At 61.7% G+C, this 13,623-nt stretch carries 11 protein-coding genes and 1 tRNA gene; 4 read left to right on the forward strand and 8 right to left on the reverse strand.

Features of this window, described 5'->3' with window-relative positions; genetic code table 11:
* The first annotated feature begins 29 nt into the window (after positions 1–29).
* Positions 30–117: transfer RNA gene (locus tag GWK36_RS05615), tRNA-Ser, on the forward strand.
* Between the two features lie 178 nt (positions 118–295).
* Here GWK36_RS05615 and gloB read toward each other — a convergent pair.
* Together gloB and dxs are read right to left on the reverse strand one after the other, a co-directional pair.
* Positions 296–1,102 carry a hydroxyacylglutathione hydrolase gene (gene gloB, locus GWK36_RS05620; protein WP_166270309.1) on the reverse strand — a complete coding sequence of 269 codons (807 nt, stop codon included), beginning with the start codon at positions 1,100–1,102 and terminating at the stop codon, positions 296–298.
* On the reverse strand, positions 1,095–2,990 hold the full coding sequence (dxs, locus tag GWK36_RS05625) for a 1-deoxy-D-xylulose-5-phosphate synthase (protein ID WP_166270310.1): 1,896 nt from the start codon (positions 2,988–2,990) through the stop codon (positions 1,095–1,097). The genes gloB and dxs overlap by 8 nt, the downstream gene beginning before the upstream one ends.
* Positions 2,991–3,140: 150 nt before the next feature.
* On the opposite strand from dxs, the gene cysS reads away from it, so the two are divergent.
* Positions 3,141–4,529: a cysteine--tRNA ligase gene (gene cysS / locus GWK36_RS05630; RefSeq protein WP_166270311.1), complete on the forward strand. Its 1,389-nt coding sequence runs from the start codon at positions 3,141–3,143 to the stop codon at positions 4,527–4,529.
* A gap of 181 nt (positions 4,530–4,710) precedes the next feature.
* Positions 4,711–5,103: a c-type cytochrome domain-containing protein gene (locus tag GWK36_RS05635; RefSeq protein ID WP_166270312.1), complete on the forward strand. Its 393-nt coding sequence runs from the start codon at positions 4,711–4,713 to the stop codon at positions 5,101–5,103.
* A 181-nt stretch (positions 5,104–5,284) separates the two neighbouring features.
* Here GWK36_RS05635 and GWK36_RS05640 read toward each other — a convergent pair whose 3' ends face one another.
* From GWK36_RS05640 to GWK36_RS05665, 6 genes are all read right to left on the reverse strand, one after another.
* The gene (locus tag GWK36_RS05640; protein WP_166270313.1) at positions 5,285–5,656 is read right to left on the reverse strand and encodes a diacylglycerol kinase; all 372 of its coding nucleotides are present in this window, start codon (positions 5,654–5,656) and stop codon (positions 5,285–5,287) included.
* On the reverse strand, positions 5,649–7,121 hold the full coding sequence (gcvPB, locus tag GWK36_RS05645) for an aminomethyl-transferring glycine dehydrogenase subunit GcvPB (protein ID WP_166272485.1): 1,473 nt from the start codon (positions 7,119–7,121) through the stop codon (positions 5,649–5,651). Before gcvPB ends, GWK36_RS05640 begins: the two co-directional genes overlap by 8 nt.
* A 25-nt stretch (positions 7,122–7,146) precedes the next feature.
* On the reverse strand, positions 7,147–8,514 hold the full coding sequence (gcvPA, locus tag GWK36_RS05650; RefSeq protein ID WP_166270314.1) for an aminomethyl-transferring glycine dehydrogenase subunit GcvPA: 1,368 nt from the start codon (positions 8,512–8,514) through the stop codon (positions 7,147–7,149).
* Between the two features lie 20 nt (positions 8,515–8,534).
* Positions 8,535–8,927 carry a glycine cleavage system protein GcvH gene (gcvH, locus tag GWK36_RS05655; protein ID WP_166270315.1) on the reverse strand — a complete coding sequence of 131 codons (393 nt, stop codon included), beginning with the start codon at positions 8,925–8,927 and terminating at the stop codon, positions 8,535–8,537.
* A gap of 92 nt (positions 8,928–9,019) precedes the next feature.
* Positions 9,020–10,129 carry a glycine cleavage system aminomethyltransferase GcvT gene (gcvT, locus tag GWK36_RS05660; RefSeq protein ID WP_166270316.1) on the reverse strand — a complete coding sequence of 370 codons (1,110 nt, stop codon included), beginning with the start codon at positions 10,127–10,129 and terminating at the stop codon, positions 9,020–9,022.
* Positions 10,130–10,331: 202 nt separating this feature from the next.
* Positions 10,332–10,862 carry a zinc ribbon-containing protein gene (locus tag GWK36_RS05665; RefSeq protein ID WP_166270317.1) on the reverse strand — a complete coding sequence of 177 codons (531 nt, stop codon included), beginning with the start codon at positions 10,860–10,862 and terminating at the stop codon, positions 10,332–10,334.
* 205 nt (positions 10,863–11,067) lie between these two features.
* Here GWK36_RS05665 and leuS point away from each other — a divergent pair, with 205 nt between their 5' ends.
* Complete coding sequence (leuS, locus tag GWK36_RS05670) at positions 11,068–13,623, forward strand: leucine--tRNA ligase (protein WP_166270318.1); 2,556 nt, start codon at positions 11,068–11,070, stop codon at positions 13,621–13,623.

The raw sequence follows: 13,623 nt of genomic DNA on the forward strand, positions 1-13,623 counted from the left end.
TAGGTGCCCCAAACGGGCTTGCAATGAATGGAGAGGTGGCTGAGCGGTCGAAAGCGGCGGTCTTGAAAACCGTTGACCCGCAAGGGTCCGGGGGTTCGAATCCCTCCCTCTCCGCCAATCCCAATCCACCAATATCTGGTCCATAAGACAAAATCAGCAAAGGTAAAAACAGATGGGTCCAGGAGCGGATCTCATCGTTTTTCTGGCCTTTAGCCCTTGTCCCTATCGAGCCAAGGCAACCGTTGACCAACGGCCCCGAAGCAGGGCCTTTGTATCCGAACAGCGCCCGAATCCCTCAGTCATATTGTTCATCCTTCCAGCGCCTTAAGTCATATTGTTCATCCTTCCAGCGCCTTAAAACAGCAAAGACCTCATGAGACCCTTGTAGTCGCCGTCCGGCCTGGCGTTCGGCAGCAGCAATCACCTGGGGCTCGCGGGTGCGCAGAAAGGGGTTGGTGGCGCGCTCTAGCGCGAGTGGGGCAGGGACGGTGGGCTTGCCTTTAGCACAGAGGATCTGGGTTTGACGGATGCGTCGATCGAGCGCTGGGTTGCTGGGCTCGACCCACTCAGCAAAGCCGAGATTGGCGCGTGTATATTCGTGTGCGCAATAACACAGCCACCCATCTGGAAGCGCAGCGATTCGGTCAAGCGATTGGGCAAGCTGGTCAAGGGTCCCATCGAACACCCGCCCGCAACCGGCAGTAAAAAGGGTATCGCCGCAAAAGAGGCAGCCGGCGCCGAGATAGGCGATATGGGTAGCGGTATGGCCAGGGGTCTCCCATACCTCAAAGGCAGTGCTCAATCCTGCTGGGACAAAGCGCTGGCCTTCCCGCCGGTAACGGTTAACAGCGGGGATGCGCCTATCCGCTGGCCCATGGATCTCCACCCCTGGAAAGGCCTCCGCCAGTTCTTCCAGGGCGCCGATGTGGTCAAAATGATGATGGGTGACTAGGATCGCAGTCAGGATCAGCTGTCGTTGATAAAGCAGTTCTAACACCGGCTCGGCATCACCAGGGTCTACGACAACGGCTGTTCCCGTCCCCTCCGTGAGCAGCCAGATATAGTTATCCTCGAAGGCCTGGATGGGTTGAACCTCAAGCATCGGATGGGTTGTTTTGACCTGTAAACACCTCCTGGATACTGGAGATGATCCCGCGGATATCAAGCCCGACATCGGCAAGCTGTTCATGATGTTCGGCATGCTCGATATAGCGGTCGGGGAGCCCGAGATGCAGACAGCGTTTGACGATCCCCTGCGCGGCCAATAGCTCGGCCACCGCGCTGCCCGCACCGCCGGCGATGGCGTTTTCTTCGATCGTGACCAGAAACTCATGCCGGTCTGCGAGATCCCAGATCAGAGCCGCATCGAGCGGTTTCACAAAGCGCATATTGGCGACCGTGGCATCGAGGACCTCAGCGACCTCGAGCGCTGGCTGCAGCATGGGGCCAAAGGCCAGGATGGCGATCCTTGAGCCTTGCCGTCGGATCTCGCCCTGTCCGATGGGAAGCGCAGGTGCCTGGGGATCGATGGGCGCGCCTGGGCCTGTGCCGCGCGGATAGCGCACAATGGCCGGACCCGGATATTCATAAGCGGTCTTGAGCATGCGCCGGCACTCGTTTTCGTCGGCAGGCGCCATGATGACGAGATTGGGGATCGGGCGGCAGAAGCTCAGATCGAAGCTGCCGGCGTGGGTGGCGCCGTCGGGTCCGACTAGCCCTGCGCGATCGACGGCGAAGGTTACATCCAGGTTTTGCAGCGCCACATCATGGACGAGTTGATCATAGGCGCGTTGAAAAAAGCTCGAATAGATGGCCACGACCGGTTTCAGTCCCTCGCAGGCAAGCCCAGCAGCAAGGGTAACTGCGTGCTGTTCGGCGATCCCGACGTCGAAATAGCGCTCGGGAAAGCGTTTGGCGAATGCGGTCAGGCCCGAGCCCTCACACATCGCCGGGGTGATGGCGACGAGCCGCGGGTCAGACTCGGCGGTATCGCATAGCCAGCCGCCAAAGATCTGGGTATAGGTCGGGCCGGTCGCGGTCTTGATGAGCTGGCCGGTATGCTTATCGAAGGGGGTGACCCCGTGATAGGTGACCGGCTCGCCTTCGGCGGGCTTGAAACCCCGGCCCTTCTTGGTGACGACATGCAAAAAACGCTGACCAGGCATGTCGCGGATATTGCGCAGGGTACGGATCAGTCCATCCAGGTCATGCCCGTCGATTGGGCCGATGTAATTAAAGCCCAACTCCTCGAACAGGGTACTCGGCATCAGCATTCCCTTGACGTGCTCCTCCCAACGCCCGACCAGGTGGCGCAATTGCGGCATCCCAGCGAGTGCCTGTTTGCTACCCTCGCGCATGCTGGTATAGAACTTGCCAGACAGCAGACGTGCGAGATAATTACTGATTGCGCCTACAGGCGGTGAGATCGACATCTTGTTGTCGTTGAGGATGACGACCAGGTCGATATCCATCGAGCCGGCGTGATTGAGCGCCTCGAAGGCCATGCCGGCCCCTAGGGCGCCGTCCCCGATCACCGCTATGATCTGACGCCGTTCACCCTTCTGTTTGGCGGCGAGCGCCATGCCGAGTGCGGCGCTGATCGAGGTGCTGGAGTGCCCCACACCGAAGGTGTCGTATTCGCTCTCGCTGCGACGCGGGAAGCCAGAGATCCCGCCCTTCTGCCGCAGGGTGTGCATCCGGTCGCGCCGCCCCGTCAGTATCTTGTGCGGATAGGCCTGGTGGCCGACGTCCCAGACTAGACGGTCATGCGGGGTGTTGAAGACATAGTGCAGGGCGATGGTCAATTCCACTACCCCGAGCCCTGCGGCGAGATGTCCACCTGTCTTGGAGACGCATTCGATCAAAAAGCTGCGCAGCTCAGCGGCCAGCTCGGGGAGGCGATGCTCGGGCAGGCGCCGCAGGTCAACAGGGCTATCGATCGCATCCAAAAGCAGGCGGTGGGTTGAGGCAGGATCGTTACGCTGTGGCATGATCTTCGCGACTATCGTGTGGCAAACGGCTATCTTAGTCCAATCGGCGCGCCCCAGGCCAAGGGCAATGATGCGTATCGCCTGCCGTGCGCCCTCTGATCTTTGTTACCATGACGAGGCCCTGACGCTTCTCATCTCAAGCCGGCCCCTATGCTCCAGATCCATAACAGTCTGACCCGCCAAAAAGAACCCTTCCAGCCGCTCGCCCCCCCCAGCGTCCGGATGTATGTCTGCGGCATGACGGTCTATGACTATTGTCACCTCGGGCATGCGCGAGTGCTGGTGGTCTTCGATGTCGTCTATCGCTATCTGCGCGCCTTGGGCTATGAGGTGACCTATGTGCGCAACATCACCGACATCGACGACAAGATCATCCGACGCGCCAATGAAAACGGCGAGTCCATTGCCGTGCTCACCGAGCGCTTTATTCGGGCGATGCACGAGGATAGCGCAGCCCTCGGTGTCCTGCCGCCGACCCATGAGCCGCGGGCGACAGAGCACATCCCCGCCATCCAGGCGATGATCCAGACCCTGATCGACAAGGGGCTGGCCTATGTCGCCGGCAACGGCGATGTCTATTATGCGGTTAGCCGTTTCCCCAACTACGGTAGGCTCTCGGGAAAGGACATCGCGGAGCTGCGCGCCGGGGCACGGGTCGAGGTGGGCGAGGCCAAGCGTGACCCCTTAGATTTCGCCCTCTGGAAGGCCGCCAAACCTGGCGAGCCGGCTTGGGATTCGCCATGGGGCCCAGGGCGCCCAGGCTGGCACATCGAGTGCTCGGCGATGAGCACCCAGTGTCTAGGGCCCCATTTCGACATCCACGGCGGTGGAGCGGATCTCCAATTCCCGCATCATGAAAACGAGATCGCCCAATCCGAAGGAGCCACGGGCGAACCCTTCGTCAATATCTGGATGCACAATGGATTTGTGCGGGTCAATGAGGAAAAGATGTCCAAGTCCTTGGGCAATTTCTTTACCGTGCGCGAGGTCCTGCGCCATTATCAGCCTGAAGAGGTCCGCTATTTCATCCTTACGAGCCATTACCGCAGTCCCTTGAACTATGATGACGCCGCCCTCCAGCAAGCGCGTGCAGCCCTGACCCGGCTTTACACGGCCCTACGCGGCTTGACCGAATCTGGACCTATCGGTGGCGAGGTCTTCCGCAGCCGCTTTCAGGCGGCGATGGACGATGACTTCAATACCCCAGAGGCCCTAGCCGTGCTCTTTGACCTTGTGCGCGAGATCAATCGGGTGCGACCCAGCGACTTGGCTCAGGCTGCAGGGCTTGGCGCCGTCTTGCGCGAGCTCGGCGGTATTCTGGGATTGCTCCAGGGCGACCCGGAGGACTATCTCAAGGGTCAGCCGAGCAGGGCAGAGGGTTTGAGCGAGGACGAGATCAGCGCGCTCATCGACCAGCGCGCCCAGGCGCGCGCCCGCAAGGACTGGGCCGAGGCCGATCGGTTGCGCGCGATCCTTGCTGAGGCAGGGGTTGTGCTTGAGGATGGCCCCCAGGGGACCACCTGGCGGCGGGCAGGTTAGCTCGCTGCACAAAATGTTGGCCTGGATCATGTCTACTGGACAGGAAAGGGACTATGTTTGAAACAGGGTCTGCCCCTTTTCTGCTGCCCCATTGAATGATCGATGGCGTTGCCGTCGGGCGGGCACCGAGGGCCGACTGACAAGGTCAGGCCGTTTTGCAACCTTGGATGAGATTAAAACAATGAAGCGCTATCTGCCCCGTTTCGCTGCCATCAGTGCATCCGGCATCCTGGTGATGTTGGGGGTCTATGCGCCGACCAGTGCGGCTGGCCCGGTGAGCTTTGCCAGGAATGTATATCCGCTTTTGCAAAAACACTGTGTCGAATGCCACCTGCCCAATGGCCAAGGCTATGCGGCGAGCGGCTTTTCGGTCGAATCTTATGAGACGATCATGAAAGGCACCAAATATGGGCCTGTGATCGTCCCTGGTGACGCGATTTCGAGCAGTCTATACCGCCTTGTGGCTGGGGAGGTTGATCCCTCGATCCAGATGCCGCATAACAAGGACCCGCTTCCCTCCGCCGATGTCAAGCTGATCGAGACCTGGATCGAGCAGGGGGCGAAGAATAACTGATCGCTTGGGCAAGCCCCTCTCCGAGGCAGGAGAGGGGTGAGGCCGCCAAACCGAGATTGATACGCCTTTCAGTCGCTCCAGTGGACTAAGGTCCAGGGCCTCCCTTCCATTCGCCGATCGTCTGAATGAGGCCGGGCATGCTTCCAAGTTCTGGCTCAAGGCGGGTCCTTGCCTTTCTGCCTCACAGCCACTTTGGCACTAGGATCAATGCCCAAACCACGAGACAGAAGGCGATGCTGGCAAAGACCGCGGCCGAGGCGATGTCCTTAGCGCGCCCAGAGAGCTCGTGGCGCTCTAGGCCCACGCGATCGACATTGGCCTCGATCGCCGAGTTCAAGAGCTCGACGATCGGCACGATCAATAGACTGCCGACAAGCAAGGCACGTTCGACCGGGGTCTCGCCCAACCACAATCCCAGGGGTACGAGCAGGATCAGGAGAAAGACCTCCTGGCGGAAGGCCTCTTCGAGCTCGAAGCAGGCCTTGAGCCCCTTCATGGAATAGCCAAAGGCATAGATCACCCGCCGCCAGCCGCGGACATTGCGGTTAGCCATGATCGCCCTCGCTCGACTTGGACCGCCAGGCGAGGTCCAGATGACGCGCCGCATGGACCTCATCGAGTCGGCGCACGGGTAGATGATGCGGGGCGTTCTTAGGCAGTTCGGGGTCTTGCTCGGCCTCGCGGCGGATGGCGATCATGGCCTCGACAAAGTCATCGAGGGTCTGTTTGCTCTCGGTCTCGGTCGGCTCGATCAACAGACACTCGGGAACCAAGAGGGGAAAATAGGTAGTCGGCGCATGATGGCCATAATCCAAGAGGCGCTTGGCGATGTCCATGGCGCTCACCCCGAACGCCTTGGCCTCGGGTTTGAGGGTGAGGATGAATTCATGGCTGACGCGTCGCTCAGGATAGGCGAGGGTAAAGCCCGCAGCCCGCAGGCGCGCGGCGAGATAGTTGGCATTGAGCACCGCAAACTTGGCGACTCGCCCCAAGCCCTCGCGTCCCAACAAACGGGCATAGACATAGGCGCGCAATAGGACTCCGATATTACCGCCGAATGCAGTCAGCCGCCCGATGCTCTGGGGTCGGTCAGACTCGGTCAGCCAGCGATAGCGGCCGTCCGCGGCGCGCTCCACGAGCGGAAGCGGCAGATAAGGGGCGAGATGCGCAGCCACACCCACTGGGCCTGCCCCTGGCCCGCCACCGCCGTGCGGGGTGGCAAAGGTTTTATGCAGATTGACATGGACGATGTCAAAGCCCATGTCTCCCGGGCGCACCTGACCTAAGATCCCGTTGAGATTGGCACCATCGTAATAGAGCAGACCGCCGGCGGCATGGATGGCCTCGGCGATCGCCTGGATCTTGCGCTCGAAGACCCCGAGGGTGCTCGGGTTAGTGAGCATGATCCCTGCGGTCTTGGGGCCAAGCGCTGAGCGCAGGGCGGCAAGATCGACATCGCCGTCTGGGCCGGTGGGGATCTCGCGCACCTCGAACCCGGCCATGGCCGCCGATGCCGGATTGGTCCCATGGGCGGCGTCTGGGATCAGGATCTCGGTGCGCTCGAGATCGCCCCGTGCGTGGTGATAGGCGCGGATCATCAGGACCCCTGCAAGCTCACCCTGTGCGCCCGCTGCGGGCGCGAGCGAGATGGCGTCCATCCCTGTGACCGCCTTGAGGATCTCCTGCAGCTCATACAAGCAACTCGAGAGCCCCTGCCCCTGATCCTCTGGCGCCAACGGATGGCGGTCCACAAACCCGGGTAGCATGGCGAGCGTATGACAGGCCCTGGGGTTGTACTTCATGGTGCATGAGCCCAAGGGATAAAACTGGGTGTCGATCGAAAAGTTCTTCTGCGACAATCCGGTGTAATGGCGCACCACCTCGAGCTCAGAGACCTCGGGGAGCACCGGTCGGCTGCTGCGGCGCAGATGCTCAGGGATAGGTGGCGGCTCAGGGGCGCACAGCGGCGCCTGCGCGGGGGCGCGACGGCCAGGTCGGGAGCGTTCTTGGATCAGCATGATGATGGTTTCGGCGCTCAAGGATTTAGCGATGGGAGGCAAGGATTGCACTCAGACGCTCGGCGTAGAGCGCGATCTCATCTGCAGTGCGCAGCTCAGTCGCGCAGACCAGGAGCGCCGGCGCAAGCTCTGGATAATCCTGCGCAAGATCAAAGCCACCGAGAATCCCCTCTGCGACTAAGGCCTTCAGTACAGCAGCGCTGGGGGCAGGCAGGCTCAGCGCCCTCTCATGGAAACAAGGGCCGCTGAAACAGGGTTTGACCCCGGGGATGGCAGATAACCGCTCAGCAAGCAGGCGGGTATGGGCGCAGCATGTCGCCGCCACCCGTTCCAACCCCTCGGCGCCTAAGAGCGCCAGATGGATGGTCGCGGCGGTGAGCATGAGCCCCTGATTGGTGCAGATGTTCGAGGTCGCCTTGCCGCGTCGGATGTGCTGTTCGCGCGCCTGAAGCGTCAGGGTAAACCCGGTCCGCCCATCGCGATCGATGGTCCGCCCCACGATCCGCCCTGGGAGCTGTCTGACATGCTCGCGTTTGCAGCACATAAAGCCGGCATAAGGCCCCCCCGCAGAGAGCGGCATCCCTAGGGGCTGGGCCTCGCCGCAGGCGATATCTGCGCCCTTCGCGCCCCATTCGCCTGGGGGTTTGAGCAAGGCGAGGGCGATGGGATTGACGAGCGCGATCGCCAATGCCTTGTGCGCATGCGCCCAGTCGGTCAGGGCATCGACCTCTTCCAGGACCCCAAAAAAGTTCGGCTGGTTGATGATGACGGCGGCGCATTCGTCTATCCCTGCCTCGGCCAGGGCGGCGACCGGCGTCTGACCGGTCTGCCGAGCGAAAGGGACCTCGATCAGCTCGATCCCTTGGGGCGCGGTCAGGGTGCGCACGACCCGCCGGTATGCCGGATGCAGGGCGCGCGGGATCAGGACCTGCCTGGAGTGGGTCTGGCGATTGGCGCGCACCGCCATCAACACCGCCTCGGCCAGGGCCGAGGCCCCGTCATAGAGCGAGGCATTGGCAGCATCTAGGGCGGTCAGGGCCGCCATCATCGACTGGAACTCATAGAGCACCTGCAGCGTCCCCTGGCTCGCCTCGGCCTGATAAGGGGTATAGGCGCTATAAAACTCACCGCGGCCGGCGATCTGCCAGACGACCGCTGGGATATGGTGCTCATAGGCACCGGCGCCGACGAAGTTGAGCAGGGGTCGATCCAGGCGCGCACGCGCCTGCATCAGGCGCGTGACCTCGAGCTCAGAGAGTGCCTCAGGGATATTCTCAAGCCCCTTGAGGCGCAGATCTGCGGGGATCTCATCGAAGAGGGTATCGATCGCAGAGACGCCGATTACAGCGAGCATCTCGGCGATGTCTTCAGGCGTATGGGGGATAAAAGACATGCGTCGGGACCGGATCGGGATCAAGACTCATCGGCCACGAGCTGGGCATAGGCCGCGGCATCGAGCAGCGCTTCCAGCGCCTTGGGCTCATCGGGCTTCAGCCTTAAGATCCAACCATCGGTATAAGGGCTGTTGTTGATGGTGTCTGGGGCATCGCGCAGGGCCGTATTGACCGCGATCACCTCGCCGGCGATCGGGGCATAGATGTCGGATGCTGCCTTGACCGATTCGACCACAGCGCAGGGCTCCTCGGCAGCGACCTGGCGCCCGCAGTCGGGGAGTTCGACGAAGACGATGTCGCCGAGCGTATCCTGGGCGTGATCCGTGATCCCGACAGTGACGGTTCCATCGTCCTCGATCCGGGCCCATTCATGTGTTTTGGAATATCTCAGTTCGGTCGGTAGGTCGTTCATGGGTTATCCGTCCGGTTTGGGTTTGGTTTTGAGGCTGCAATCAGCAGGCGAAGCAACGGGGTTCTATCGAGCAAAGAGCTGCTTTGTGACCCTCAAAAGCCACTGGTTGGGGTCTTAAGATCGACCAAGATCTGTCCATGCCGCACGAAGGGCGGTTTGACGATCCTCATCGGTAGGGTCTTGCCGCGAATCTCGACTACGCAGTCTGGGTCAAGTCCAGGGACGACGCGCGCCAGGGCGATCGAGCGGTTGAGGGTGGGCGCAAAGCCGCCCGAGGTGATGACACCCACCGCCTGACCCTGGCTCAGGACCGGCTGGCCGGCGCGCATGATCCCCTCGCCCAACAAGACCAGGCCGATAAAGGTCCAGCGCCTGGGCGCGTCGCGCTGTGCCTCGAGCGCTGCACGCCCGATAAAGGCACGCTCAGTGGGCTCCCAGGCGATGGTCCATTCGAGGCCGCAGTCGAAGGGGGTGGTCGTCTCGTCCATATCCTGGCCATAGAGGTTCAACCCCGCCTCCAGGCGCAGGGTATCGCGCGCACCCAGTCCACAAGGCCGGATGCCTGCGGCATGCAATATCTGCCAGAGATCTAGCGCATCGGTCGCCGGCAGCATGATCTCAAAGCCGTCCTCGCCCGTATAACCCGTCCGCCCGATCAACCAGGGGCCGCATTGGGTGGCGGTGAAGGGCGCGAGCTCGGCGGCGAAACCGGACAGCTCAGGGGGCAGGCAGTCCAGGGTCAGCGCGCGCGCCTTGGGGCCTTGCACTGCGATCATCGCCAGGTCATCGCGTCGGCGGATCTCCAGATCGCCCTCAGCTTGGTCGTTGAGCCAGGCCAGATCCTTGGCAGTGGTGGCGGCATTGACCACCAGCCGGTAGGTGCCGGGTCCGCGCAGATAGACGATCAGATCATCGAGGATACCGCCCCTTTCATCGAGCATACAGGTATAGAGCGCTTTGCCCACAGCGTTCAATTTGGCGACATCATTGGCCAGTAACGTACGCAAAAAGGCCTTGGCGTCTGGGCCCTCGACATCGATCTGGCCCATGTGCGAGACATCAAACATCCCGGCGTGCCGGCGCACGGCCTGATGTTCCTCGAGCTGCGAGCCGTAATGCAGCGGCATCTCCCAGCCAGCGAAGGGGACGAGACGGGCATTGAGCTTGTGGTGTTCAGGATACAGGGGTGTACGCAGGGCCATGCGGCTCTCCTTAAACATCAAGGGATTGCCTCAGCCGGACGGCGCGGGCAATGGGCGATAACGGGCGTATGCCGGTGGGTGTCTTGGCGCCGCGCTTGCCGGTAAGACCGCAATAGGCCCAGAGCGGCGCAGGTATGGTCACACTCGCGAACAGAACGGGATCATCTGGCCAACTATAAGCGGGCCTGGTCTAGATGAACAGTCAAGGCGTTGGGTTTGAGTTGAGCCGGCGAAAGGCCAAGCCACCACATTCGGCACAGGCAGGGATGCGCCCGGCCTTGACGAAATGGATCTCGGTGCCGCAACGGTCGCAGACCAGCGTCCCAGGGCCGGTGATCTCGCCAGCTTGATACAGGCTCATCCGCCGCGCCGCCTCGGCCCACTGTGCCCATTGCAGGCTGGTTTGATCGGCGACGAGTTTGAACATCTCGAACATGCGCCGCTCCATCAGCTCCAGATCGAAACGCCACCAGTCGCGCAGGTCCTGGCCGGTCTCGGCGATATAGCGCGCCGCATCTTCAATATCGCGCTGGATATAGTCAGAGATCCGCTGTGCCTCTTCGCGCGTCAGTTCACCGAGCTCGATCATCTGTTCACGTGCGTGGTCCAGGGCTTCACGCAGCCGCGGCGCCGATTCTTGCTGGGCCTTATCAATGACCTCGTGGGTCCAGTTGAGCATGCGCTCATAGGCCGCGACCAGACGGTCGTTAGGATCTTTGTGCTCTTCGCTCATGGCGGCTCCAAATAGGGTTTTGGACTGCAGGATTAGGATAGCAAAGGTCTCTCGGGTATCCTTAAGGATCATGGTCAATCCCCTTTCCTGTGCCTGGGGCGAGGGGTGGACAGCCGCGGAGGTTGCGATCGCTGTCCCCACTCGCCATGGCGCAGGTGCCGGGTATCCGCTTATAGCGTTTTTCTGTTTCAGGATCAGCCGCTCTATGCAGACCCCTTACAATCCCCATGCCATCGAGTCCGAGGCCCAGAGCTATTGGGAGGAACATCGGTCGTTTAAGGCAGTCGAGGACCCCAGCCGCGAGAAGTTCTACTGTCTATCCATGTTCCCCTATCCCTCCGGGCGGCTGCACATGGGTCATGTGCGCAACTATACGATCGGTGACGTCATCGCCCGCTATCAGCGGATGCTGGGTAAAAACGTGCTCCAACCCATGGGCTGGGATGCCTTCGGTCTGCCTGCCGAGAACGCCGCGATCCAACACGGCATCCCCCCCTCGCGCTGGACCCGTGCCAACATCGCCTATATGCAGTCCCAGCTCAAACGTCTGGGGTTCGGCTATGACTGGGACCGAGAGCTGACCACCTGCGACCCCGATTATTATCGCTGGGAGCAGTGGCTGTTCACCCGCATGCTGGACAAGGGTCTCGCCTATCGGGCTAAGGCTGTGGTCAACTGGGATCCGGTCGATCAGACGGTCCTCGCCAATGAGCAGGTGATCGACGGGCGCGGCTGGCGCTCGGGGGCCCTAGTTGAAAAGCGCGAGATCGAACAGTGGTTCGTGCGCATCACCGACTATGCCCAGGAGCTCTTGGACGCCCTAGAAGGGCTCTCTGGCTGGCCGGAGCGTGTGCGCACTATGCAGCGCAACTGGATCGGGCGCTCCGAGGGCGTCTATATGGAGTTCGGGGTCGAGGGTGCGGATGAGCGCCTCGGAATCTATACCACCCGTCCGGATACCGTCATGGGCGTGACCTATGTCGCGGTCGCCGCTGAGCATCCCCTGGCGCGCCGCTGCGCCGAGCAGAACCCTGGGCTTGCCGTATTCATCGAGGAATGCCGCCGGGGTGGTGTCACCGAGGCCGAGATCGAGACTCTGGAGAAGAAAGGGTACTCCTTGAGGCTCAATGCCATCCATCCGATTACCGGCGAGCCGGTCCCTATCTATGCCGCCAACTTCGTGCTCATGGGCTATGGCACAGGTGCGGTCATGGCGGTCCCTGCGCACGATCAGCGCGACTGGGAGTTTGCCGAGCGCTATGGCCTCCCCAAGAAACAGGTGATCCGCTCGGCTGACGGCAGTCCTTGCGGGATCGAGCAGGGGGCCTATACCGAGAAGGGGATCCTCTTTGACTCCGGCCCCTTCGATGGCCTGACCTCGGAGGAGGCATTCACCGCGATCGCCGAGTGGCTCGAGGCGCGCGGCAAGGGCAAAAAAACAGTCAACTTTCGGCTGCGCGACTGGGGTGTATCGCGCCAGCGCTACTGGGGCTGTCCCATCCCGGTGGTCTATACGCCTGTGGGTGAGGTGCGTCCGGAGACCGAGCTTCCGGTCCGCCTGCCCGAGGAGGTCACCGTCGATGGCTCGGGATCGCCTCTAAAGCGCATGCCCGAGTTCTATCAGCTCCCCAATGGCGAGATTCGCGAGACCGACACCTTTGATACCTTCTTTGAGTCGAGCTGGTATTACGCCAGGTTCTGTTCCCCCGATTGCCGGACGGCGATGCTCGATGAACGCGCCCGCTATTGGCTGCCGGTCGATCAATATGTCGGCGGGATCGAGCACGCTGTCTTACATCTACTCTATGCCCGTTTTTTCCATAAGTTGATGCGTGACGAGGGGCTGGTCGATGGCGACGAGCCCTTTGCCAATCTCCTTACCCAGGGGATGGTGGTGGCCGAGACCTGGTATCGCGAAGATGCCCAGGGGCATCGGCAGTGGTTCAACCCGGCCGAGGTCGAGATCGAGCGCGACGACAAGGGCCGGATCCTGAGCGCCCGCCTGAAGTCGGATGGCCAACCCGTCCATTTCGGTGGGATCGAAAAGATGTCTAAGTCTAAAAACAACGGGGTCGATCCCCAGGCGCTCATCGACCGCTATGGGGCCGATACTGTCCGGCTCTATATCATCTTCGCCGCCCCGCCCGAGCAGTCGCTCGAATGGAGCGATGAGGGCGTCGAGGGGGCCTTTCGCTTTATCCGCCGGCTCTGGAACCTGGCGACCGGCGAGGCCGAGACGATCCGCTTGGCGCCCGAGCCGGGCGAGCTGGACGAGGCGGCGCGTCAGGCCAGGCGCGAGATCCACACCGCACTCAAAAAGGCCCTTTACGACTATGAGCGCCAGCAGTTCAATACCGTGGTTTCGGCCTGTATGACCATGGTCAATGAGCTTTACCGGCTTGGATCCTCGAGTGCCCGTCTTGCCGTGTTGCGCGAGGGCTTGAGCCTGATCCTGCGGCTGCTTGCCCCCATCGCCCCCCATGTTGCCCATCACCTCTGGCGTCTGCTCGGGTTCGGCGACGACATCCTCAAGGCTCCTTGGCCCAAGGTCGATGAAGCGGCGCTCAAACAAGAGCTAATCGAATATGCGATCCAGGTCAACGGCAAGCTGCGCGGCAGCATCCGCGTCCCTGCTGATGCCGATCAGGCGCAGATCCAGGCGGCAGCGCTCGCCGATCCCCAGATCGCCAAGTTCATCGGTGATCAACAGATCCGCAAGGCGATCCTGGTTCCAGGCAAGCTGCTCAATCTGGTGATTTGA

This window comes from Caldichromatium japonicum (assembly GCF_011290485.1).
Classification (GTDB): Bacteria; Pseudomonadota; Gammaproteobacteria; order Chromatiales; family Chromatiaceae; genus Thermochromatium; species Thermochromatium japonicum.